The following is a 24,593-nucleotide window of genomic DNA, read 5'->3' as shown; positions in this document are numbered from 1 at the left end:
GTCACACCCTTCGCAATTCGTTGTGGTCGATCGGCAGCGAGCGCAGCCGCTTGCCGGTCACCACGAAGATCGCGTTGAAGAGCGAGGGTGCGACACCAGGGGTGCCGAGCTCTCCGATGCCGCCCGGAGCCTCCGAACTCGGCACGATGTGCACCTCGATCCTTGGCGTTTCGTTCATTCTCAGGACGGGAGAATCATCGAAGTTGCTCTCTACGACGGCACCGTTGTGAACCGTAATGCGACCGTAGAGAGCCGCACTGAGACCATAGATGATGCCGCTCTGTATCTGGGCTTCCACCGTGTCTGGATTGATGACCTGGCCGCAGTCGACAGCGCAGATGATGCGGTCAATCTTCAGCATACCGTTGATCACGACAGTCACTTCGGAGATCATTGCAGCAAAACTGCCGAAATCCTCCGTAAGGGCGATGCCTCTGCCCTGGCCTTGCGGAAGCGCGGTTGTCCAACCGGCTTTCTCGGCCGCAACATGGAGTGCGCCGAGGAGACGCGGTTTGTGCTGAAGCAGGCGCCTGCGGTAGTCGAGCGGATCGACGCCCGCAGCATGCGCCAATTCGTCAATGCCACCTTCAATTACCGGGATGTTCCGCGTGGCGCCGACGCCGCGCCAGTTGCCTGTCAACATGCCGTCTGGAGCCTCATGGCGCACGAAGTCCGTATATTTGTTTGGAATCGCGTACGGCGTTTCCGCGCCAGCCATGATGTCGAGGTCTATGCCATCGCGGTAAAAGCGGGCAGCCAGCGCGCCATGACGGACGGACCGATGACGCGATGCCGCCAGGAAACGGGCATGCCGTCGGCACCTAGCGTTGCCGTCACCTTGCTGTAGTTGAGATAGCGATAACAGTCATGACGGATGTCCTCCTCGCGGCTCCAGGTAACCTTGACAGGGCCATCCACTTGCTTTGCGATCTTCGCTGCCAGAATGACGCCGTCGACATCGAGTCTGCGGCCGAACCCGCCGCCCAGCAGGTGGTTATGCACGACGACCTTCAGCAGAGGCAGGCCGGTCACATCGGCGACGGCTTGTCTCGCGCGGCCCATGATCTGCGTGCCCACCCATACGTCACAGCCGTCACTTCGGACGTGGAGCGTGCAGTTCATCGGCTCCATCGCCGAATGGGTGAGGATCGGCTGGCGATAGACGAATTCATGGACAGGCCCGTGCTCGATTTCGGCTTTCGCGACGTCGCCTTCCTGGATATGCGGCAGCGCGCTGCCGTTGATCGCATCTTCTGCGAGCTTTTCCAGATCGGCCTGTGAAAGAGCCGCATTCGGACCCGGATCCCACTCGATGGAAAGCGCGGCAAGGCCCTTGCGCGCAGCACCGGTGTTGTCAGCCACGACTGCGACCGCATCCTCGATCCGGACGACCTGTTTGACGCCCTTGACCGCCATTGCTGGCCCATCCTCGACCGAGCGCAGTTTCCCGCCGAAGTGAGGACAGATAGCGATCGCCGCGTAAGACACGCCGTCCGGGCGGGCGTCGATGCCGAATTTCGCCGTACCGTTGACCTTCTCAGGACTATCGAGACGCCGGACGGGCTGACCGATCAGGCTAAAGCTGGACGCAGGTTTCAGCGGCACGTCCTGCGGAACTGTCTCTGATACAGCAGCATGTATCAGGCTGCCGTAAGAGGCGCGGCGGCCGCTTGCGGCGTGGACGACATGCCCGGCCTCGGCCTTGCACGTATCCGGCGCAACCTCCCAGCCACGCGCTGCAGCGTTCACCAGTATCATGCGGGCGGTGGCGCCTGCCTTGCGCATCTGCTCATAAACAGCGCGAATGGCGAGGGAGCCGCCAGTGATCTGGTCGCCCAGCAAGGGGTTTGCATAGCGCGCGGGATCAGCAGGCGCATGCTCCAGCGTTACTTGATCGAGCGTGACTTCCAACTCTTCGGCGAGCAACATGGCTACCGCAGTATAAATACCCTGCCCCATCTCAACGGACGGCATGACGAACACGATCTTGCCTTCGACAGGGATGCGAATGAAGGCGCTTGGCTCGAACGCCTCTGCGGCAGCGGATGACGGCGAAGGCTGTAGGCCAATGACGAGTCCAGCTCCAGTCAGCGATGCTCCGATCAGAAACTGCCGGCGCGAGACGGCGACGTTGGTTTTATCGAAAATGGACATCGCATCACCCCTGGGCAGCCAGCTTAATGGCAGCGCGAATGCGTGGATACGTACCGCATCGACAGATATTTCCGGCCATTACGGCATCGATATCATCGTCGGTCGGCGACGGATTGCCCACCAGCAGTGCGACCGCGGACATGATCTGCCCTGACTGACAGTAACCGCACTGCACGACATCAATATCGAGCCAGGCTTTCTGTAGTCGTGCGCCCTCCGCAGTCTCGCCAATTGCCTCGATCGTGGTGATCGGCTTGGACGCCGCGTCGGCGACCGGCATCACACACGACCTCACGGGCACTCCATCGACATGCACCGTGCAGGCGCCGCACATGGCTATGCCACAGCCGAACTTAGTTCCAGTGAGGCCTATGGTGTCGCGCAGAACCCATAGAAGCGGAATATCGCCATCGACGTCGACGGCATGGTTCTTACCATTGACTGAAAGATCATAAGACATGTGAATTTCGGCCGAAAGCCGCCCCCCAAAAAGCTTATGCTGCACTGCCACAATAATCGCAAAAACGGCGGATCATCCAGTAAATTCTTTGTTCAAGTCCGGATTCGAGGTCCTGAGCACTATGGACGGCCTTGCGCGCCGTCTCAGCCATCGCGCAGACGATGAAGGTGTGCCATCGTCCGACACCTAAGACGTTGGATGTCGATTTCACCCTCGACAAGTTTTAGCTCAAGTATTCCAATGCATCGACCCCGCCCGAAAGAAGTCTGCTTCGGTGAAGGTTTTTCGATGCGTGCCGCGGCACGAGGGGTGGGCTAGGATCGACATCGGCCCGCGTTGGAAAATCTTCACCTAGGCTGCTGAACAGCTTTGCGCCTTATGTCGGCCGTTGAGGTGATCTTTGCTGTTGCCCGATAGCAGACGTTGCCGGCGATCACCCTGGACATCGTAGTCGCGCCAATTCACGTCGATGCACGCAGCCCGCCTGAAGGTCCGCTTCTGACATTCCGAGCCTCTAAGCCGCAAGTCCGCCACGGCCCCCTTCGAGACCTTCAAGACCTCAATGCTAATCGTCGGCTCCTGGCGCAACCGCGACCACTCGAATCGTTCTAGCAATGTCCGCTTTCAGGAAGTGACAATGCTGACGTCAACGTCCGAGATGCGGCGCAGAGCTGCCATTCGGAATCTGACGTGTGGGCGTCGCCTTCGGGTCATCTGTGCGATTCGTCCTTGGCTGACGAACTTCCGCTCTCGTCAAAACAACGTTGAGCCACGCCTCAACCGGCGGGTGCGTAGCGCAGCAGCGTCACGCCCTGGGTAAGGCTTTCCTTACCAAGCGGCTTCAAGGTCAGCGACAGGCCGGACTGGAAGTACGGCTTGCCGCCGCCAAGCACAACCGGGTGGATGTAGAGCCGGTACTCGTCGATCAGACCGGAACGTGCGAGATGCGCGGCAAGATCGGCGCCCGGCAACCGTGATCTGGCCCTCCGCTTCCGACTTGAGAGATCCCACCACGTTCTCGACATCGCCGTTCGCCAGACGGGCATTGGGTCCGACCTCTCGAAGCGTCGTCGAAAACACGATCTTCGGGGTCCCGCGCCAGGCGCGGGCAAAATCCAGCTCGATTTCGGCGCCTGTCTCTCGGTCCGGACTGTCCCAGAAGCGCATCGCCTCGTACATCCGGCGTCCACAGAGCGCGATCGAGGTCTGCCTCACCATGTCATTAAAATGCCGGTGCAGCTCCCCTTCGGGTACCGGAAGGGCAATGTCTCCGTCCGGCCAGGCGATGTAGCCGTCCAGGGACATCAGCATGGCATAGACGATCCTGGCCATCGGCGCCTCCGTTTCTCCTCGCACCAAAGCGCATAACTGATTGCATATTGCAATCAGTCTATCGCAAGGCGCGTGGAATGCAATGCGTAATAAAGAAGCACCGGATTTCTCCGGTGCTTCTTTATCGTGAAATTCCGATGGTGACTGAAATCAGCCGTTGACGGCCTGCTTGTGCTGGACCGGGTGGCTTTTCTTCAGCAGGTCCGAGACCAGGAACGCCAGTTCGATCGCCTGGTCGGCGTTGAGGCGCGGGTCGCAATGGGTGTGGTAGCGGTCCTGCAATTCCTCGGCGGTGATGGCGCGGGCGCCACCGGTGCATTCGGTGACGTTCTTGCCGGTCATCTCGATATGGATGCCGCCCGGATGCGTGCCTTCGGCGCGATGCACCTCGAAGAAGCTCTGCACTTCCTTCAGGATGCGGTCGAACGGCCGCGTCTTGTAGCCGGCGGCCTCGATCGTGTTGCCATGCATCGGATCCGACGACCACACCACGCTGCGGCCTTCCTTCTTCACTGCGCGGACCAGCTTCGGCAGATAGTCGGCAACCTTGTCGGAACCGAAACGCGCGATCAGCGTCAGCCGGCCGGGCTCGTTTTCCGGATTGAGCAGGTCGATGAGTTGCAGCAAGCCATCCGGCGTCAGCGACGGGCCGCATTTCAGGCCCAGCGGGTTCTTGATGCCACGGCAGTATTCGACATGGGCATGGTCGGGCTGGCGGGTGCGATCGCCGATCCAGATCATGTGGCCGGAGGTTGCGTACCAGTCGCCTGAGGTCGAATCAATGCGGGTCAGCGCCTCCTCGTAGCCGAGCAGCAGCGCCTCGTGGCTGGTGTAGAAATCGGTCTCGCGCAGCGCGTAATTGGTCTCCGAGGTGATGCCGACAGCCTTCATGAAGTCCATCGTCTCAGTGATGCGGTTGGCGAGCGACTCGTATTTCTCGCCCTGCGGGCTGTCGGACACGAAGCCCAGCATCCATTGATGCACGTTCTCCAGGCTGGCGTAGCCGCCCTGCGCAAAAGCGCGCAACAGGTTGAGCGTCGCCGCCGACTGGCGGTAGGCCATCTCCTGGCGTGCGGGATCGGGAATGCGCGACTTGGCGTCGAACTCAATGCCGTTGATGATGTCGCCGCGATAGCTGGGCAACGTCACGCCGCCCTTGGTCTCGTTGTCGGACGAGCGCGGCTTGGCGAACTGGCCGGCAACGCGGCCGACCTTCACCACCGGCTGCGCGCCGGCGAAGGTCAGCACCACTGACATCTGCAGAAAGACGCGGAAGAAGTCGCGGATGTTGTCCGCGCCATGCTCGGCAAAACTCTCGGCGCAATCACCGCCCTGCAGAAGGAATGCGTCACCGGCAGCGACGGTCGCAAGCTGCTTCTTCAGCTTGCGTGCCTCACCTGCAAAAACCAGCGGTGGAAAAGTGGCGAGCTGGGCTTCCGTATTCTCCAGCGCGGCAAGATCCGGATAGGCAGGAACCTGCTGGATCGGCTTTGCTCTCCACGAATTCGGCGACCATTTCGTCATCGTTGTACCCAAAATTCTTTCCAGCGGGTGCTATCGCCCGCCATTTCGCCCCAATATGGGGATCGCGGCTCCATACACGAAGCCGATTTCCTATTCTAGACCGGAATTTCAGTGGTGGCGAATGGCGCAAGCTCGCGTTCACGGCAATCGATTCAGACCAGAGCCGGCACTCGACCGGCCGATCGTCAACGTTGGCGCCGCCCCTCATTGCCCTGCCGGGCATTTCTCCCCCTTTTAACGGGGAGAAGGAAGCTGGCCGCAACCTTGGCATCCTTCTGCAACGCTGGTGATTGGCGAAACCCTTGCAACGGCGTCCTTCTCCCCGTCACTGTACGGGAGAAGTGCCCGGCAGGGCGATGAGGGGCAGCGCAAACCGGAAGCGATTGCCCTGCACGGCAAAACGTCGGAGTGGTTCTTGCCAAAGGCTCAGGCCGAACCGGGCTAAGCCGCCTTCTCCACCAGCCGAGCCAATTGCGTCATGACGACGGCGGCCCCGGCCAGCCGCTTTTCAGGTGTCGGCCAGTCGCGGACGAAAACGACGCTGTGGTCCGGCCTGATCTTGGCCAGCGAGCCCTGCTCGCCGATGAACGTGACCAGTCCGACGGGGTTAGAGAACTCCCGCTTGCGGAAGTGGATGACGACGCCCTTTGGCCCGGCATCGAGCTTTTCGACATTGGCCTTGCGGCACAGCGCCTTGATGAAGACGATCTTCAACAGATGCTTCACTTCCTCCGGCAAAGGTCCGAAGCGGTCGATCAGCTCGGCGCCGAAAGCGTCGATCTCCTCGGTGTTTTCGAGATCGCCGAGGCGGCGATAGAGCGCCAGCCGCAGCTGCAGGTCCGGAACATAGCTTTCGGGGATCATCACCGCGGTGCCGACGGCGATCTGCGGCGACCAGCCGCCATCCTGCACCTCGCCGGAATCCTTCACCTCGGCGACGGCCTCCTCCAGCATCTGCTGGTAGAGCTCGAAGCCGACCTCCTTGATGTGGCCGGACTGCTCCTCGCCGAGAAGATTGCCGGCGCCGCGGATGTCGAGATCGTGGCTGGCGAGCTGGAAACCGGCGCCCAGCGTGTCGAGCGACTGCAGCACCTTCAGCCGGCGCTCAGCTGTATCGGTCAACTTGCGGTTGGCCGGCAGCGTGAACAGCGCATAGGCACGCACTTTCGAGCGGCCGACGCGGCCGCGCAGCTGGTAGAGCTGCGACAGACCGAACATGTCGGCGCGATGCACGATCAGCGTGTTGGCGGTCGGAATATCGAGGCCGGATTCGACGATGGTGGTCGACAACAGCACATCGTACTGGCCGTCGTAGAAGGCGTTCATGATGTCGTCGAGCTCGCCGGGCGGCATCTGGCCGTGAGCGACCGCAACTTTCAGTTCAGGTACGGATTCCCGAAGGAAATCATGGATTTCCGCCAGATCGCTGATGCGTGGCACGACATAGAAGGAATGACCGCCGCGGTAGCGTTCCCGTAGCAGGGTCTCGCGGATGACCAGCGGGTCGAAGGGCGAGATGAAGGTGCGCACCGCCAGGCGGTCGACCGGCGGCGTGGCGATCAGCGACAGTTCGCGCACGCCGGTCAATGCCAGCTGCAGCGTGCGCGGTATCGGCGTTGCCGACAGCGTCAGCACATGCACGTCGCTCTTCAGGTCCTTCAGCCGTTCCTTGTGCTTGACGCCAAAATGCTGCTCCTCATCAATGATCAGGAGGCCGAGATTCTTGAAGGAGATCGACGAGCCGAGCAGCGCATGAGTGCCGACGACGATGTCGACAGTACCTTCGGCGATGCCCTTTTTCGTCTCAGCCAGATCCTTGGCGCCGACCAGCCGCGAGGCTTGGGCGACGCGGATCGGCAGGCCGGAGAAACGCTGCGAGAAGGTCTTGAAATGCTGGCGCGACAGAAGCGTCGTCGGCACCACCACCGCGACTTGAGACCCTTCCATCGCCGCGATGAAGGCGGCGCGAAGTGCAACTTCGGTCTTGCCGAAGCCGACATCGCCGCAGATCAGCCGGTCCATCGGCTTTCCGGCGCCCAGGTCGCCCATGACTGAATCGATCGCCGTCTGCTGGTCGTCGGTCTCCTCATAGGGAAACCGCGCGGCGAATTCGTCATAGAGACCGTCGGCCGGCACCAGCGAAGGGGCGGCGCGCATCTGCCGCTCGGCGGCGATGCGGATCAACTGCCCGGCCATGTCGAGCAGGCGTTTCTTCAGCCGCGCTTTTCTGGACTGCCAGGCGCCGCCCCCAAGCTTGTCCAATGTCGCTTCGGCCGAATCCGAGCCATAGCGCGACAGCAGCTCGATGTTCTCCACCGGCAGGAACAGCCGGTCGTCGCCGGCATAATGGATTTCGAGGCAATCATGCGGCGCGCCGACCGCCTCGATGGTGCGCAGCCCGATGAAGCGGCCAATACCGTGGTCGCTATGGACGACGATGTCGCCGGAGGACAACGCCGAGGCTTCGGCGATAAAATCGGAAGGACGCTTCTTGCGCTTCGAGCGACGGATGAGCCGGTCGCCCAGGATGTCCTGCTCGGCGACGACGACCAGTTTCTCGGTCTCGAATCCGGATTCGAGCGGCAGCACGGCAAGTCCCGCCTGCCCCGGTTCGAGCTTTTCCGCCTCGGCCAGCGTGGCGACCGTCTTGAGATTGCCGAGATGATGCTCGGTCAGGATCTGACCGAGCCGGTCTAGCGAACCTTCGGTCCAGCCGGCGACGACGACGCGGCGGCGGGCGGCGCGCTCGTCGGCAATGTGTTTTACGACGACGTCGAAGACGTTGATGTGGGGGTCGGCGCGTTCCTCGACGAAGCTGCGGCCATGCCGCGAGCCGGCATGGAAGATTTTCTTCGCGCCCGCGTCGGGCGCGTCGAACGGCGTGAAGTCGATCGCTTCGCGCGGCCCAAGCGAGGCGATGAGGTTTTCCGGCGACAGATAAAGCAGGTCGGGCGGCACCGGTTTGTAAGGGACGGCGTCCTTCAGCGCACCGTCGGCCTGCTTCCTGCGCGCCTCGTAATGGTCGAGGATCAGCGCATGGCGCTCAGTCAGCGCCTCATGCGCCAGATGGTCGAACACGACAGGTGTGTCCGGCAGATAGTCGAACACCGTCTCCAGCCGCTCATAGAAGAACGGCAGCCAATGTTCCATGCCGGCGAAACGCCGTCCCTCGCTGACCGCCGCATAGAGCCCATCGTCGCGCGAGGGTGCGCCAAAGGCTTCGATGTAGCTGCGGCGGAAGCGGCTGATGGTCTCCGGCGTCAGCGCCACTTCGCTCATCGCCTGCAGCGCCATTGACTTGCGCTGGCCGGTGGTGCGCTGCGTGGCGGCGTCAAAGACGCGGATCGATTCCAGCGTATCGCCGAAGAAATCGAGCCGCAGCGCTTCCGTCCAGCCCGGCGCGAACAGGTCCAGAATGCCGCCGCGCACGGCGAACTCGCCGACGCCGCGCACGGTAGGCACCCGTTCGAAGCCTGATATCTCCAGCCACGACGCCAATGCGTTCATGTCGATCTGGTTGCCGGGTTTGGCGTGAAATGTCTGCGCCTCGACAAGCCCTGACGGCGGAATGCGCTGCAGCAGCGCGTTGGCGGTGGTCAGGATGACGGCGCGGTGTGGGTTTTTTGCCAGCGTGATCATCGCCGTGAGCGCGTCGAGCCGCCGCGCGGCGGCATCCGCCCCGGGCGAAACGCGGTCATAGGGCAGACAATCCCAGGCCGGCAGTTCGAGCACCGGCAAGCCAGGCGCGGCGAATGAAAGCGCCTCGACGATCGAAGGCAGGCGCTGGCCGTCGCGTGCCACGAACAGCACCGGCTTGTCGGGCGCGATCTCGTGCGCGGCCTGCACCAGCGCGAAGGCTTCGTAACCGTCGGCGACGCCGTCGACGGTGAACTGGCCGGCGCGGCCTTTCGGCAGGCCGATTGTGGGGATCAGGCTCATGGAATCACGTATTTCAGAATGTCATCGCCTGGCGCGACGCCAGGATTTTTTGCAGGACGGCACAGTCGATGTCAGCCGCAATCGGCCGCTCGCCGGTGATCACGGGCAGGAACTCGGTGTCGGCAATGTCGAGGAGCCTCTCATATTGGTCGAGTTCGTCGCCGGTCAAGGCGCCGATCTCGGCATCTGCGAAACTGCCGAGAATGAGGTCCATTTCGCGCATGCCGCGATGCCAGGACCGAAACAGAAGCTTGCGGCGGCGGGCATCGAGCCCCTCGCTTGATCGTCTCGTTCCCGTCATCGTCCAGCATCCTTGCCTGAAGCGGCGCATATAGCGTGGATAGAGCGCGGTGTCAGCCTTGCAACGGTGCGGAGGGTGTCTAACATCCCGGTGTGACGTACACTCCTGACAACATCAGCCCAGGCACCCCCCTCTGTCCTGCCGGACATCTCCCCCTCAAGGGGGGAGATTTGCTGTCGCGCCGGGTTTCGTCAATCTCCACCGCTGCAAGATGGGCGATGAGGCCAAAGCTGCCAATCTCCCCCCTTGAGGGGGAGATGGCCGGCAGGCCAGAGGGGGGTAAGCGCCGACATCCGGTGATCTCTCACCAATGAGACCTTCCCTCCTCGATCCGCTGTTTGTCCCGATCACCTCGCTTGCCGGCGTCGGGCCGAAGGTCGGCGCACTGATCGAGAAAGTCGTTCCGGCCGATCTCGGCGACCGAGCGGCGCGTGCCGGCGATCTTCTGTTCGTGCTGCCGCATTCGGTGATCGACCGCCGCAACCGGCCGGGCATCGCCGGTTCGGCCGAAGGCGCGATCGTCACCCTCGAAGTGCGCATCGATCGCCACCAGCCGCCGCCGCGCGGCAACCGATCGGTGCCGTACCGGGTCTACGCCCATGACGACACCGGCGAGATCGCGCTGACCTTTTTCCATGCCCACGTCGCCTATCTCGAAAAAGCGATGCCCGTGGGCGAGCACGTCGTGGTCTCCGGGCGCATGGAATGGTTCAACGGCCGCCCGACAATGGTTCATCCCGACCACATCGCGCTGGCCAGCGAAGCGGAAAACCTGCCGCTGGTCGAGCCGGTCTATCCGCTCACCGCCGGGCTGTCGGGAAAAGTGCTGCGCCGGGCAATCGGCCAGGCGCTCGCTCGCTTGCCGGTGCTGCCGGAATGGCGGGAGGATGAGTTTCTGCGCCGCCGCACCTTTCCCGCCTTCGGCGACGCGCTCGCCCGCATTCACAATCCCGCCGACCCGATCGACGTGTCGGTCGACGGCGCAGCCTGGCGGCGTCTGGCCTATGACGAGTTTCTGGCAGGCCAAGTGTCTCTGGCGCTGGTGCGCGCAAGAGTCCGCCGCCTGTCCGGACGACCGTTGGTCGGCGACGGCCGCTTCGTCGAAAAGCTGCGCGCCGCTCTTCCCTATTCGCTGACCAATTCGCAGGAAATGGCGCTTGCCGAAATCAATGCCGATCTCGGTGACGCCGAACGCATGCTGCGCCTGCTGCAGGGTGATGTCGGCTCCGGCAAGACGGTTGTCGCGCTGCTCGCCATGGCGCGCGCTGTCGAGGCCGGCGGCCAGGCGGCATTGATGGCGCCGACCGAAATCCTGGCGCGCCAGCATCTTGCGACGATTGCACCGTTAGCGGAACAAGCCGGCCTGCGCATCGCCATCCTCGCCGGCCGCGAAAAGCGCCGCGAGCGCACCGAGACGCTGGCCGCTCTGGCCAGTGGCGAGATCGACATCGTCGTCGGCACCCACGCCCTGTTCCAGGAAACGGTGATGTTCCACGACCTCGTCCTCGCCGTCATCGACGAGCAGCACCGGTTTGGCGTCCACCAGCGGCTCGCCATCACCGCCAAGGGCGACGCACCCGACATGCTGGTGATGACGGCGACGCCGATCCCGCGCACACTGGTGCTGACCGCCTTCGGCGACATGGATGTGTCAAAGCTGACGGAAAAGCCGGCCGGTCGCCAGCCGATCCGAACCGTCACCCTGCCGCTCGAGCGGCTCGACGAACTGGTCGGCCGCATGCGCGACGCCGTCGCCGACGGCCAGAAGATCTATTGGATCTGTCCGCTGGTCGAGGAGTCCGAAGAGATCAAGCTGATGTCGGCGGAGGACCGTTTTGCCTCCTTGAAGCCCCTGTTCGGCGACCGGATCGGCCTAGTGCACGGCCGCATGAAGGGCGCCGAAAAAGACGAGGCGATGCGCGCCTTCAAGGCCGGCGAGACACGCATCCTGATCGCCACCACGGTCATCGAGGTCGGCGTCGATGTGCCGGATGCGACGATCATGGTCATAGAGCATGCCGAGCGTTTCGGCCTCGCTCAGTTGCACCAGTTGCGCGGCCGGGTCGGTCGCGGCGAAAAACCGTCCTCCTGCGTGCTGCTCTACAAAAATCCGCTCGGCGAGACGGCAACGCGCCGGCTCTCGGTAATGCGCGAGACCGAGGACGGCTTTCACATCGCCGAGGAAGATATGAAACTGCGTGGCGAAGGCGAGTTGCTCGGCACCCGCCAGTCCGGCACACCTGGCTTCCAGGTGGCGCGCATTGAGGCGCATGCCGACCTGCTCGAAGCCGCTCGCGACGACGCGCGGTTAATCCTGTCGCGCGATCCGGAATTGCAATCCGAACGCGGGGTCGCCCTTCGCATGCTGCTTTATTTGTTCGGCCGCGACGAGGCGGTGCGGCTCTTGCGCGCCGGCTGAGGCCCGGCATCCACCGGCGGATTGCCGATCTGGCCGCCGATCGGCTTGCCGTTCAACGTTACCATTTTCGTCTTGACCTCCGGCGCCACCAGCCCGGCAGAAACGATCAGCTTGGCACCGTCCTCGATCGTCATGTCGAGCGGCACGATATCGGATTTCGGCACATACATCAGGAAGCCGGTGGTCGGGTTGGGCGTGCACGGCATGAAAACCGCGATCAGCGGATCACCCTCCTGGTCGAGCTTCTGGTTGATCTCGGTTTCCTTCTCGCTGGCAACGAAGACCAGCGACCAGACGCCCTTGCGCGGGTATTCGACCAGCCCGACCTGGCGGAACATGTCGCCCTTGTTCGACAGCACGGTCTCGAAGATCTGCTTCAGAGACCCATAGATGCCGCGCACCAGCGGCATGCGGCCGAGCAGCCGTTCGCCGAACAAGACGATAGCGCGGCCGACGATATTGGCGGTCAGGAAACCGATCAGAGTGATCAGGATCAAAGCGACAATCAGGCCGAAACCCGGAACCGGCGCCGGCAGATAGCTATCGGGGTTGTAGCGCGCCGGAATATAGGGTTTTACCCAGGAATCGACCCAGCCGATGAACGACCAGGCGATGTAGGCGGTGATCGCCAGCGGCGCGCAGACGACAAAGCCTGTCAGGAAGTAATTCCGCAGCCGGGTCATGCCTGAGGTCTTGGAAGCATCGGACATGGTTCACCGCAGCGCTGGTTGCGGCGCGACATTAATGAACCGCATTCGGCTTTGGAACTGCGAATTTTTTAAAAGATCAACTATGCCGCGACTTCCAGCGGCTCGATCTTCTCGAGCTCCGGCGCGAGTTTCCGTGCCTCGGTTTCGAGCTCATAGGCTTGCTGAAAATTCATCCAGAATTCGGGCGTGGTGTTGAAGAACCTGGCGAGGCGAAGCGCGGTATCGGGAGTCAAGCCGATCTCTTGCTTGGCAATGCGTTCGATACGGGTGCGCGGAAGATTGAGCTTCTTCGCCAGCGCGCCAGCGCTCATGCCAAGCGGGAGGAGATATTCCTCGCGCAGGAATTCTCCGGGGTGAATGGGACGTGCGAACTTGAGCATAGTTCGGATACCTTTTGTAGTTGTGGGCAAATGCCCGCTCAATGGTAGTCGACGATCTCCACATCCTCGGCGCCAGCATCAGTCCATTTGAAGCAGATGCGCCATTGGTCGTTGATACGGATAGAATACTGCCCAGCTCTGCTCCCTTTCAGGGCTTCAAGGTGGTTTCCGGGTGGCGACCGAAGGTCATTCAGTTGGGCGGCATTGGCGATGGCACGAAGACGACGTTCGTCACGGGTAACCAAATCGGGTGGAAAACCTTTCGGCGCCTTCCCCTCGGCAACCGCTTCCACCGCCTTGCCTTTGTACGAAACGATCAATTTCTGCCCCTCGTCACGTATCATACATTGATACACGAGGGCGCGCAAGAAATACGTATCAATAACTGATACTAACTGCCGCCGGGAACCTATCGGTAGCTGGTCGAAACTTGCCAGTCCTTACTCCACAGTCACAGATTTCGCCAGGTTGCGTGGCTGGTCGACGTCGGTGCCCATGAACACCGCGGTGAAATAGGCCAGCATCTGGATCGGCAGCGCGTAGATGATCGGCGAGATGATTTCCGGCACGTCCGGCAGCACGATCGTCTTCATCGTCTTCACCGTGGCGTGCGCGGCACCCTTGCTGTCGGTGATCAGGATGATCTTGCCGCCGCGCGCCGCCACTTCCTGCATATTCGACACGGTTTTCTCAAAAATGCGGTCATGCGGGGCAATGACGATCACCGGCATGTTCTCGTCGATCAGCGCGATCGGCCCGTGCTTCAGCTCGCCGGCAGCATAGCCCTCGGCATGGATATAGGAGATTTCCTTGAGCTTCAGCGCGCCTTCCATGGCCAGCGGGAAATTGGTGTCACGGCCAAGATAGAGCACGTTCTTGTAGTGCGAGAGGTCGCGCGCAACCTTCTCGATCTGGCCGTCGAGTTTCAGGACTTGGTTGGCGTAGCGTGGCGCTTCCGACAGTTGGCGGACCAGCGTCGTTTCCTGTTCCGGCGAAATCGTTCCGCGCGCCACCCCGGCCCGCACGGCAAGTGAGGCCAGCACCGACAATTGACAGGTGAAGGCCTTGGTCGAGGCGACACCGATCTCCGGCCCGGCCAGCGTCGGCAGGATGACGTCGGATTCGCGCGCCATCGTCGATTCGCGGACATTGACGACCGCGCCGATTTTCATGCCCGCCTTGCGGCAATAGCGCAGCGAGGCCAGCGTGTCGGCGGTTTCGCCCGATTGCGAGATGAAGAATGCGGCGTCTGTCTTCGACAGCGGCATTTCACGGTAGCGGAATTCCGAAGCGACATCGATGTCGACCGGCAGCCGCGCATAGCGCTCGAACCAGTATTTGCTGATCAGGCCGGCCAGATAGGCGGTGCCGCAGGCTGAAATCGCCAGCCTGTCGATTTTGGCGAAATCGAACGGCAGGTCGATCGGCTTCGAGAGGCCGCCAACGAAATCCACATAATGCGCCAGCGTGTGCGAGATCACTTCGGGCTGTTCATGGATTTCCTTCTCCATGAAATGGCGCCGGTTGCCCTTGTCGACCATGAAGCTGGTGCTAAGCGACTGCTGCCGCTTACGGTCGACTTTGTTGCCGTCCATGTCGAAGATGCCGACGTCGTTGCGGCGTACCACCGCCCAGTCGCCATCCTCCAGATAGGTGATCGAATTTGTGAAGGGGGCAAGCGCGATGGCGTCGGAGCCCAGGAACATCTCGCCATCGCCATGGCCGACGGCCAGCGGCGGGCCGTTGCGCGCGCCGACGATGAGATCCTCGTCTCCCCTGAACATGATGGCCAGCGCAAAGGCGCCTTCCAGCCGCTTCAGCGCCTGGTGCGCGGCCTCGACCGGCTGCAGGCCCCTGGCCAGTTCGCGCCCCACCAGGTGTGCGACGACCTCGGTGTCGGTCTGCGATGAAAATGTGTAGCCGTCGCGCATCAGCTCGTCGCGCAATTCGGCGAAATTCTCGATGATGCCGTTGTGCACGATGGCGACGCCGTCGGAAAAATGCGGATGCGCATTGGTCTCGTTGGGCACGCCGTGCGTCGCCCAGCGCGTGTGGCCGATGCCGATCATGCCGTCGAGCGGTTCGTCCTTCAGCCGGCGTTCGAGATTGATCAGCTTGCCCTCGGCGCGGCGACGCGCCAGCTGGCCGTGCTCAACGGTGGCGACGCCGGCCGAATCATAGCCGCGATATTCGAGCCTTTTCAGCGCATCGACGATCAGTGGCGCGACCGGCGAGTGACTTACAATTCCGACGATACCGCACATAGACGTTGCCCCCGATTCCGGCATGAAGCCCGGCGCCATTTAGGGTTGGACGGGCTGCCGCGAAAATCACATTGCGTTTCGTTCCGTATCAGCCGGAACGGTTCTGCACAGATGCACCATGACCGAGCGCGCTTGCAATCCGGTTACCGCAATCAGGCTAGCCTTTTTTCCGGGCCGCGGCCGAAGCAAAACGCTCGCGCAATTCCTTGCCCTTGCCGGGCAGCGTCCTCTGGCGGGCGCGGCCGAAGGCCAACCCATCGTCGGGCACGCTTTCGGTGATCACACTGCCCGAAGCGACGTAGCCGCCCTTGCCGATTGTGACAGGCGCCACGAGAGAGGAATTCGAGCCGACGAAGGCGCCCTCGCCGATATCGGTGAAGAACTTCGAGTACCCGTCATAGTTGCAGGTGATGGTTCCAGCGCCGATATTGGCGCCGGCGCCGACGCGGGCATCGCCGATATAGGTCAGGTGATTGACCTTTGCCCCCTCCTCGATAACAGCCTGCTTGACCTCGCAGAAATTGCCAACCTTGGCTTTTTGCCGGAGATCGGAACCCGGCCGCAGCCGCGCGTATGGGCCGACATCACAGTTGGAGGCGATAGTAGCGCCTTCAATATGGCTGAAGGCATGGATTTTGGCGCCGGTGGCGATTGTCACGCCCGGCCCGAACCAGACATTGGGCTCGACGATCGTATCGGCGCCGATCTCGGTATCGTATGAAAAGAACACGGTTTCGGGCGCGATCAATGTGACGCCGGAGAGCATGGCCTCGCGCCGCCGGCGCGTCTGCCAGATGCCTTCCGCCTCGGCGAGTTCGGCGCGGTTGTTGATGCCGAGCACATTCTCGAAGCCGGCTTCTGCCGCAACGACATCAAGACCCTGCCCGCCGGCGATCTCAACGATGTCGGTGAGATAATATTCGCCCTTGGCGTTGTTGTTGCCGACTTGATCGAGCAGCTGCAGCGCATGCTTGCCGGCAATCGCCATCAGCCCGCCATTGCAGAAAGTGATTTTCTTCTCCTCGTCGGTGCAGTCCTTTTCCTCGCGGATGGCGATGAGCTTGCCGCCTTTTTCGATCAGCCGGCCATAGCCGGACGGATTTGAGGTGCGGAAGCCGACCACAACGACGGCAGCGCCTTCAGCCAGCTTCAGGCGCGCAGCAACCAGCACCTCCGGATCGATCAGCGGCGTATCGCCGAACATCACCAGGATGTCGTCGTAACCCTTTGAGATCGCATCGCGAGCCGCCAGAACGGCATGCGCCGTGCCGAGCCGCTTGTCCTGGACGAAAAGCTCCGCCTTCAGCGCGAACTTTTGCGTAGCCTTGCGCATCTCGTCCGCGCCATGGCCGATTACCAGCGCCAGGTCACCGCTGCCTGCGGCTTCCGCAGCTTTGATGACATGGGCGACCATCGGCAGGCCGGCGATCGGGTGCAGCACTTTTGCCACAGCGCTTTTCATGCGCGTGCCCTCGCCGGCGGCGAGGATGACGGACAGGCAGGTTCTCTGGCTCATGGAATGCGACCATATGAAAAGGGTTGGGAATCAAGGCATGTCTAGCCCGGAGTCTCACTAGCATTGGCGCCATGCTGCACCAATGCGGTTAAATTCCGGTGAGACGGTTGTTCTGTATCTCGAATTCGATTTCTAATCCGGCCAATGATCTAAGCTGGCGCTGCCTCTCATCTGCCTGCCGGTTCTGCACCGTTGCAGATTGGCGAAATCCTTTGAGAAGGCGTCCTTCTCCCCGTCGCTATACGGGGAGAAGTGCCCGGCAGGGCGATGAGGGGCAGCGCGGACCTGAGGCGATTGCAGGCCGCAACATCAGTTTGCGACAGTATCAAGCCATCGCCTTGACCTAACTTACCCCAACTGCCCTAGCACCGGGAAATTCTCCAGCAGCCAGTAGGACGCGGCCTGCACGCCACCGGTCAGGAAAAACACGCCGGCGACGACCAGCAGCGCGCCCATCGCCTTTTCGACACGGCCGAGATGGACGCGGAATTTTGCGAGAAAGCGCATGAAGGCGCCGGAAAACAGCGCCGCGATTAGGAACGGTATGCCGAGGCCGAGCGAATAGGCGGCGAGCAGAGCCGCGCCCTCGCCCACCGTCTCGCGGCCGCCGGCCAGCGTCAGGATCGGTCCCAGCACCGGTCCGATGCAGGGTGTCCAGCCGAAGGCGAAGGCCAGTCCCATGACGTATGCGGCAACGATGCTGGCCGGCTTGCCCTGCGATTGGAAGCGCGCCTCGCGCGACAGCAGCGGGATGCGCAATATGCCGAGGAAATTCAGGCCCATCAGGATGATGAGCACGCCGGCCGCCATCGCCAGCGGCTCCTGCCAGACGCGCAGCAGCCGTCCGATGGTCGAGGCGCCGGCGCCCAGCGCCACGAAGACGGTCGAGAAGCCGAGAACGAAGGCGATCGAGGCATAGAGCAGCGCGCTGCGTGCGTCGGCCTTGGCCGCGACGCCGGCATTGCCGCGGAAATCCTCGACCGACACGCCGGCCATGTAGCAGAGATAGGGCGGCACCAGCGGCAGCACGCAAGGCGACAGGAACGAGATCGCCCCCGCCCCGACCGCGCTGACATAGCCGATATCCAATGCCATTTCCCGAACCCCAACTGTATCGGCGCCGATATAGCGGCGCGCGGGCTTGTCCGCCAATCACCATTGCGTGGCAGGTTGCCGCCTCGCATCGAGGAAGAAACGACACGCCAAGCGCGTTGATGCAAGGAGGCCGCGGCTTTCCGCGCGCTTCTCGATCATATCAGGGAGAGCGTCATGAAATCGATCACAGTTGGGCTGGCGGTGCTTTTGCTCGGCACCGCCACCTCCTATGCCGCCGAAGCGTGGAAAGAAGCCGATGTCGGCGGCACCAAGATATACACCGATGCCAACGGCATGACCCTTTACACCTACGACAAGGACGAGATGGGCAAGTCGAACTGCTACGACAAATGCGCCGCCAATTGGCCGCCGCTGAAGGCTGAGGCCGACGCCAAGCCCGAGGGCGAATGGACAATCGTCGACCGCACCGACGGCACCAAGATGTGGGCCTATGAAGGCAAGCCGCTCTACACATTCATCAAGGACAAGAAGGCCGGCGATGTGACCGGCGACGGCGTTGGCGGCGTCTGGCACATAGCCAAGGCCGACTAGCCCCGAACCTGCATCCCCGCCTTGACCGGCGGGAAATCCTTGGCTGCCGCGTAGCCCTGCAGGCCTCCCGGCGGCCAGCTTCTGGTGCTGTCCCGCTGGACACACGAGCCCCACTCGCCACGCCAGTCTCGCCCGCCAGCGTCGTCTCATCATGCCGGGCGTCCCTCAGCTGGGGCTGGCGCGTGATCGATGTTTCTCTTATATCCGCAGAAGATTTTGTCCCGTTTTCCCGGAATCATGCCGGCTTGTCCAACGATAGGGCAGCCGCCCCCCTTATCTGGGATTGCGGATATCACATGATGCGCCCTTGGGTTGTGCGCTCAATGCAGGACTGCATTTTGGGCGCTTCCCCTTGACCGGACGCAAAAGCGCGGCCATGTGAGCGACAATTGTACGAGATTTCGTCGCGCGCAGCGGAATTCTTCTGCCGCACCACAGCTGATATGAGACCTCATGGACGTCGTCGTCGTCGAATCGCCGGCCAAAGCGAAGACAATCAACAAGTACCTCGGAAAGAACTACAAGGTCCTGGCCTCGTTCGGTCACGTCCGTGATCTGCCGGCCAAGGATGGCTCGGTGCGTCCGGACGAGGATTTTGCCATGTCCTGGGCCGTCGACACCGCCTCGAGCAAACGTCTTGCCGACATCGCCAAGGCGGTCAAGGACGCCGACGGCCTGATCCTCGCCACCGATCCGGATCGCGAAGGCGAAGCCATTTCCTGGCATGTCCTGGAAGTGCTGAAGCAGAAGCGAGCGCTGAAGGACAAGCCGGTCAGCCGCGTCGTCTTCAACGCCATCACCAAATCGTCGGTGCTGGAAGCGATGGCCAATCCGCGCCAGATCGATGCGCCGCTGGTCGATGCCTATCTCGCCCGCCGCGCGCTCGACTATCTCGTCGGCTTCACGCTGTCGCCCGTCCTGTGGCGCAAGCTGCCGGGCGCCCGCTCCGCCGGCCGCGTCCAGTCGGTGGCGCTGCGCCTTGTCTGCGACCGCGAATTGGAGATAGAGCGCTTCATCCGCGAGGAATACTGGCAGATCGTTGCAATTCTCGGCACGCCGCGCAAGGAAAATTTCGAGGCGCGGCTGACCGCCTTCGACCGCAAGAAACTGCAAAAACTCGACATTTCCAACAAGGCGCAGGCCGACGGCATCAAGGCGATGCTGGACGGCGCGACCTTCAAGGCGCTGTCGGTCGAAGCCAAGCCGACCAGGCGCAATCCAGGCCCGCCCTTCACCACCTCGACGCTGCAGCAGGCCGCCTCCTCGCGCCTCGGCTTTTCGGCCACTCGCACCATGCAGGTGGCGCAGCGGCTCTATGAAGGCATGGACATCGGCGGCGAGACCACCGGCCTGATCACCTATATGCGAACCGACGGCGTGCAGATGGCGCCCGAGGCGATATCGGCCGCGCGCGATGCGATCGCCAAGGAGTTCGGCCCAAAATACCTGCCAGAAAAACCGCGCCAATACACCACCAAGGCCAAAAACGCCCAGGAAGCGCACGAAGCGATCCGCCCGACCGATTTCATGCGCACGCCGGCCTCGGTCCGGCAATATCTCGATGCCGACCAGGCGCGTCTTTACGAGGTAGTGTGGAAACGCGCCATCGCCAGCCAGATGCAGCCGGCCGAGATCGAGCGCACCACGGTCGAGATCGAGGCAATCAACGGGGCCCGCACGGCGGAACTCCGCGCCGTCGGTTCGGTCGTTCGCTTTGACGGTTTCATTGCCGCCTACACCGACCAGAAGGACGAGGATGCGGAAGACGAGGAAGACCGCCGTCTGCCCGAGATCCGTGCCGGCGAACAACTCGACCGTGAGGCGATCAACGCCACCCAGCACACCACCGAACCGCCGCCGCGCTATTCGGAAGCCTCGCTGATCAAGAAGCTGGAAGAGCTCGGCATCGGCCGGCCGTCGACCTACACGGCGATCCTGAAGACGCTCGAGGATCGCGACTACGTCACCCTGGACAAGCGCAAGCTGTTGCCGCAGGCCAAGGGCCGGCTGTTGTCGGCCTTCCTCGAAAGCTTCTTCGAGCGCTATGTTGAATACGATTTTACCGCCTCGCTCGAGGAAAAGCTCGACGAAATTTCCGACGGCAAGCTCGCCTGGAAGGATGTGCTGCGCGATTTCTGGAAGGATTTTTCCGGTGCCGTCGCCGACATCAAGGAATTGCGCGTCACCGACGTGCTCGACGCCCTCAACGAGGAACTGGCGCCGCTGGTGTTTCCCGCGCGCGAGGACGGTTCGAACCCCAGGATCTGCCCGAAATGCGGCACCGGCAACCTGTCGCTGAAGCTAGGCAAATTCGGCGCCTTTGTCGGCTGCTCGAACTATCCCGAATGCTCCTTCACCCGCCAACTCGGCGACGCCGCCAACCCCAATGCCGAAAACGGCAATGGCGAGGACGGCACCAAGGTGCTGGGCAAGGACCCCTACACGGCGGAGGAAATCACGCTGCGCAGCGGTCGTTTCGGCCCCTATATCCAGCGCGGCGACGGCAAGGAAGCCAAGCGTTCCAGCCTGCCCAAGGGCTGGACAGTCGATTCGATCGACCACGAAAAAGCCCTCGCCCTCCTGTCGCTGCCGCGCGACGTCGGCAAGCATCCGGAATCCGGCAAGATGATCTCGGCCGGGCTGGGGCGCTACGGCCCGTTCGTGCTGCATGACGGCACCTACGCCAATCTCGACAACATCGAGGACGTCTTCTCGATCGGTCTCAACCGCGCCGTGTCGGTGATCGCCGAGAAGCAGTTGAAAGGCCCCGGCGGTCGCAATGGCGGCACGCCCGCCGCCTTGAAGGAACTTGGCGAGCATCCGGCGGGCGGCGGCAAGATCGTCGTGCGCGACGGCAAATACGGGCCCTATGTCAATTTCGGCAAGGTCAATGCGACGCTGCCGAAGGGCAAGGACCCTCAGTCGGTGACGATCGAGGACGCGGTGGCGCTGATTGCCGAGAAGGAAGCCAAGGGCGGCAATGGCGGCAGAAAGCCCTTCCGCAAAGCGGCCGCACCTGCCAAAAAGCCTGCGGCCAAAAAGCCTGCGGCCAAAAAACCGGCGGCCCAGAAAGTGGCGGCCAAGAAAGTGGCCAACAAAGAGGGATAGTTGCATCGTGGCGCGCAGGGTATCCGGAAGAAGTCATGGCGATCTGCGCACCGCCGACACCAGGGCCAAGGTTAAGGATGATTACCGGCCGTCCCGCGACGAGATCCTGCGCTACATCGCCGAAAATCCGGATCGCTCGGGCAAACGCGACATCGCCAAGGCGTTTGCGCTGCGCGGCGACGACCGTATCTGGCTGAAGGACGTTTTGCGCGACTTGCAGGATGAGGGCCTGCTGACCAAGGAGCGCAAGCGGCTCGCCCGCGTCGGCGCCCTCGCCCATGTCGCCGTGCTCGACATCTTTGGCCGCGACGCCGACGGCGTGCTGCTGGCGCACCCCACCGAAGCGGTGGGCAACGGTGAGCCTCCTGTCATAGCGATCCGCGTGTCGCGCGGCGGCGGCGGCCCGACACCGGGCATTGGCGACCGTGTGCTGGCCAAGACCTTTCCAACCGATGACCCGACCGGCCCTGCCTATACCGGGCGGGTGATGAAGATATTCGAGAAGCGCACCGATGCATTCCTCGGCGTTTTTCGCGTGCTGCGGGACGGTACCTTCCGCATCGAGCCTGTCGAAAGACGCCAGCCGGAGCTGGTCGTCGACAAGGAATTCCAGAACGGCGCCAAGAACGGCGATCTGGTCGAGGTCGAGCCGGCGCGGGCCTCCCGCTACGGGCTGCCCAGGGCCAAGGTGCTGGCGGTGCTGGGTTCGCTGACCAGCGAAAAGGCGGTCTCGATGATCGCTATCCACGCGCACGACATTCCGCATATTTTCCCGGCAGACGTCATCGCCGAGGCGGAAGCGGTCAAACCGGCGACGCTGGCCGGCCGCGAGGATTGCCGCGAGCTGCCGCTGGTCACCATCGATCCGGCCGACGCCAAGGACCATGACGACGCCGTGTTCGCGATAGCAGATCCGGACGAGAAGAACCCCGGCGGCGTGGTCGTTACCGTGGCGATTGCCGATGTCGCCGCCTATGTGCGCTATGGCACCGCGCTCGACCGCGAGGCGCTGAAGCGGGGTAATTCGGTCTATTTCCCGGATCGCGTCGTGCCGATGCTGCCGGAGCGCATCTCCAACGACCTTTGTTCGTTGCGCGAAGGCCAGGATCGCCCGGCGCTGGCGGTCCGCATGACCTTCTCGGCCGATGGCCGCAAGCTCAGGCATTCGTTCCACCGCATCATGATGAAATCGGCGGCAAAGCTAGCCTATCCCCAAGCGCAGGCCGCGATCGATGGCGCGCCGGACGACAAGACCGGCCCGATCCTCCATACGGTGCTGAAGCCGTTATGGGATGCCTACGCCGTCGTGAAGCGCGGTCGTGAGACGCGCCAACCGCTCGAGCTCGAACTGCCGGAGCGGAAAATCCTGCTCAAGGAGGACGGCACCGTCGACCGGGTCGTCGTGCCGGAGCGGCTCGACGCGCACAAGCTGATCGAAGAATTCATGATCCAGGCCAATGTCGCGGCCGCCGAGACGCTGGAGGCGAAACGACAGGCGCTGGTCTACCGCATCCATGACGCACCTTCGCTCGCCAAGCAGGAATCGCTGCGTGAATTCCTGCAGACGCTTGGCCTCTCGCTGGCGCGGGGCGCGCAGATGCGGCCGAACCAGTTCAACGGCATTCTGGATCGCGTCCGCGGCGCCGACCATGAGGGTCTAGTCAACGAGGTCGTGCTGCGCACGCAGATGCAAGCCGAATATTCGCCCAGCAATATCGGCCATTTCGGCCTCAATCTGAAGCGCTATGCGCACTTCACCTCGCCGATCCGCAGATATGCCGACCTGATCGTGCATCGCGGGCTGATTGCCGCGCTCGGCTTCGGTGCAGGCGGACTGACGCAGGATGAAGCGGAGCGGCTGGAAGAAGTTTCTGCGCTGATCTCAGCCACCGAGCGCCGCGCCATGGCCGCCGAGCGCGACACGGTCGACCGGCTGATCGCCGCCTATCTGGCAGAGCGTGTCGACGAGCGTTTCGATGCACGCATTTCGGGCGTCACCAAATCGGGACTATTTGTCCAATTGCCGCAGTATGGCGCAGATGGTTTCATCCCGGTGTCAAGTCTCGAGGGCGATTACTATATATACGACGAAACTGCCCGATCGCTTTTCGGAGAACGCACCGGCAAGGGCTATCAGCTTGCCGACCGCGTCGAGGTTCGCCTGATCGAGGTGGCGCCTATGGCCGGCGCGATGCGTTTCGAGATGTTGACCGACCCAAAGCCGCTGCCCGGCTCCAAACGGTCGTTTCACAAGGCCAAGGGCCGTGCCCGTGCGTCGCAATCGCGTCCAGGCTCGCGCGGCAGGAGACGGTAATGCCAAGCGATTTGAAAATGAACCAACAAGTTTTCGGCGGCGAACATCAGTCGGGCCGGATCGCCCGCCCGCTGTGGACGGCGATGAAGCGTGGCGCGCTTGGCCGCTGCCCGCATTGCGGCGAGGGAAAGCTGTTTCGTGCCTTCGTCAAGACCGTCGATATATGCGATCATTGCGGCGAGGCGCTTCATCACCACCGCGCCGACGACCTGCCGGCCTACCTGGTGGTGGTCATCGTCGGCCACATCGTGCTCGGCGCCTTCATGGGCGTCGAAGCGACCTCCACTCTGTCCACCTGGCAGCACATCGCCATCTGGGTGCCGCTGACCATCCTCATGGCGATCGTCTTGCTGCAGCCGGTCAAGGGCGCCGTCATCGGCCTGCAATGGGCGTTCTATATGCACGGCTTCGGCGGGGAAGAAGATCTGATCGAGTCGCATCCCGAGGCTTGAAACCGAGGCTGGCGCAAATCGGCATGGCTGGACGCCACTTTCGCATCGGAGAAGATTCCGCTAGGTCGTGCGC

Annotated in this window: 18 protein-coding genes and 1 pseudogene; 5 read left to right on the top strand and 14 right to left on the bottom strand. The window is 62.6% G+C overall.

Going from position 1 to position 24,593, the window contains the following annotated elements:
* Position 1 precedes the first annotated feature (1 nt).
* From NMG70_RS32995 to NMG70_RS18380, 8 genes and pseudogenes are all read right to left on the bottom strand, one after another.
* Positions 2–718: a molybdopterin cofactor-binding domain-containing protein gene (locus NMG70_RS32995; RefSeq protein WP_367185551.1), complete on the bottom strand. Its 717-nt coding sequence runs from the start codon at positions 716–718 to the stop codon at positions 2–4.
* A gap of 11 nt (positions 719–729) precedes the next feature.
* Positions 730–2,154, bottom strand: coding sequence for a xanthine dehydrogenase family protein molybdopterin-binding subunit (locus NMG70_RS18410; RefSeq protein ID WP_367185550.1), 1,425 nt, complete (start codon positions 2,152–2,154; stop codon positions 730–732).
* 4 nt (positions 2,155–2,158) lie between these two features.
* A complete protein-coding gene (locus tag NMG70_RS18405; RefSeq protein ID WP_254025868.1) occupies positions 2,159–2,614 on the bottom strand; it encodes a (2Fe-2S)-binding protein in 456 nt (151 codons plus the stop codon).
* A gap of 776 nt (positions 2,615–3,390) precedes the next feature.
* Positions 3,391–3,639, bottom strand: a complete 249-nt coding sequence (locus tag NMG70_RS18400) for a dihydrofolate reductase family protein (RefSeq protein WP_254025867.1) — start codon at positions 3,637–3,639, stop codon at positions 3,391–3,393.
* Positions 3,640–3,673: 34 nt separating this feature from the next.
* Positions 3,674–3,919: pseudogene (locus NMG70_RS18395) on the bottom strand (dihydrofolate reductase family protein); the annotation flags it as partial.
* A gap of 177 nt (positions 3,920–4,096) precedes the next feature.
* Entirely contained in the window at positions 4,097–5,470 is a 1,374-nt protein-coding gene (locus tag NMG70_RS18390; RefSeq protein ID WP_254025866.1) for a class II 3-deoxy-7-phosphoheptulonate synthase, read from the bottom strand.
* 441 nt (positions 5,471–5,911) lie between these two features.
* Positions 5,912–9,409, bottom strand: a complete 3,498-nt coding sequence (mfd, locus tag NMG70_RS18385) for a transcription-repair coupling factor (protein ID WP_254025865.1) — start codon at positions 9,407–9,409, stop codon at positions 5,912–5,914.
* A gap of 13 nt (positions 9,410–9,422) precedes the next feature.
* Positions 9,423–9,710: an FAD assembly factor SdhE gene (locus NMG70_RS18380; RefSeq protein WP_254025864.1), complete on the bottom strand. Its 288-nt coding sequence runs from the start codon at positions 9,708–9,710 to the stop codon at positions 9,423–9,425.
* A 310-nt stretch (positions 9,711–10,020) separates the two neighbouring features.
* Here NMG70_RS18380 and recG point away from each other — a divergent pair, with 310 nt between their 5' ends.
* Positions 10,021–12,129, top strand: a complete 2,109-nt coding sequence (gene recG, locus NMG70_RS18375; RefSeq protein WP_254025863.1) for an ATP-dependent DNA helicase RecG — start codon at positions 10,021–10,023, stop codon at positions 12,127–12,129.
* Here the strand turns inward: recG and NMG70_RS18370 are convergent.
* The 6 genes from NMG70_RS18370 to NMG70_RS18345 all read right to left on the bottom strand — a co-directional run bounded on the left by NMG70_RS18370 (position 12,081) and on the right by NMG70_RS18345 (position 18,094).
* Positions 12,081–12,839: a DUF502 domain-containing protein gene (locus tag NMG70_RS18370; RefSeq protein ID WP_254025862.1), complete on the bottom strand. Its 759-nt coding sequence runs from the start codon at positions 12,837–12,839 to the stop codon at positions 12,081–12,083. The two genes, recG and NMG70_RS18370, sit on opposite strands and share 49 nt — an antisense overlap.
* Positions 12,840–12,919: 80 nt before the next feature.
* Positions 12,920–13,219, bottom strand: coding sequence for a HigA family addiction module antitoxin (locus tag NMG70_RS18365; RefSeq protein ID WP_254025861.1), 300 nt, complete (start codon positions 13,217–13,219; stop codon positions 12,920–12,922).
* Between the two features lie 38 nt (positions 13,220–13,257).
* Positions 13,258–13,539: a type II toxin-antitoxin system RelE/ParE family toxin gene (locus NMG70_RS18360; RefSeq protein WP_254025860.1), complete on the bottom strand. Its 282-nt coding sequence runs from the start codon at positions 13,537–13,539 to the stop codon at positions 13,258–13,260.
* A 120-nt stretch (positions 13,540–13,659) separates the two neighbouring features.
* On the bottom strand, positions 13,660–15,483 hold the full coding sequence (gene glmS, locus NMG70_RS18355) for a glutamine--fructose-6-phosphate transaminase (isomerizing) (RefSeq protein WP_254025859.1): 1,824 nt from the start codon (positions 15,481–15,483) through the stop codon (positions 13,660–13,662).
* Between the two features lie 157 nt (positions 15,484–15,640).
* Positions 15,641–16,999: a bifunctional UDP-N-acetylglucosamine diphosphorylase/glucosamine-1-phosphate N-acetyltransferase GlmU gene (gene glmU / locus NMG70_RS18350; RefSeq protein WP_254025858.1), complete on the bottom strand. Its 1,359-nt coding sequence runs from the start codon at positions 16,997–16,999 to the stop codon at positions 15,641–15,643.
* A 348-nt stretch (positions 17,000–17,347) separates the two neighbouring features.
* Positions 17,348–18,094, bottom strand: a complete 747-nt coding sequence (locus tag NMG70_RS18345) for a cytochrome c biogenesis CcdA family protein (protein WP_254026229.1) — start codon at positions 18,092–18,094, stop codon at positions 17,348–17,350.
* A 174-nt stretch (positions 18,095–18,268) separates the two neighbouring features.
* Between NMG70_RS18345 and NMG70_RS18340 the strand changes: the two genes are divergently transcribed.
* The 4 genes from NMG70_RS18340 to NMG70_RS18325 all read left to right on the top strand — a co-directional run bounded on the left by NMG70_RS18340 (position 18,269) and on the right by NMG70_RS18325 (position 24,520).
* On the top strand, positions 18,269–18,646 hold the full coding sequence (locus NMG70_RS18340) for a COG4315 family predicted lipoprotein (RefSeq protein ID WP_254020229.1): 378 nt from the start codon (positions 18,269–18,271) through the stop codon (positions 18,644–18,646).
* Positions 18,647–19,099: 453 nt separating this feature from the next.
* Positions 19,100–21,754, top strand: coding sequence for a type I DNA topoisomerase (gene topA / locus NMG70_RS18335; RefSeq protein ID WP_254025857.1), 2,655 nt, complete (start codon positions 19,100–19,102; stop codon positions 21,752–21,754).
* A gap of 7 nt (positions 21,755–21,761) precedes the next feature.
* A complete protein-coding gene (gene rnr, locus NMG70_RS18330; protein WP_436798419.1) occupies positions 21,762–24,068 on the top strand; it encodes a ribonuclease R in 2,307 nt (768 codons plus the stop codon).
* Positions 24,068–24,520 (top strand): DUF983 domain-containing protein, encoded by a 453-nt coding sequence (locus tag NMG70_RS18325; RefSeq protein WP_254025856.1) that lies wholly within the window; start codon positions 24,068–24,070, stop codon positions 24,518–24,520. Before rnr ends, NMG70_RS18325 begins: the two co-directional genes overlap by 1 nt.
* Positions 24,521–24,593 lie beyond the last annotated feature (73 nt).

This window comes from Mesorhizobium ventifaucium (assembly GCF_935822925.1).
In the GTDB taxonomy this organism is placed as follows: domain Bacteria; phylum Pseudomonadota; class Alphaproteobacteria; order Rhizobiales; family Rhizobiaceae; genus Mesorhizobium; species Mesorhizobium ventifaucium.
The sequence above is the reverse complement of the archived record's forward strand: the minus strand, read 5'-3'. Positions and strand labels throughout refer to the sequence as shown.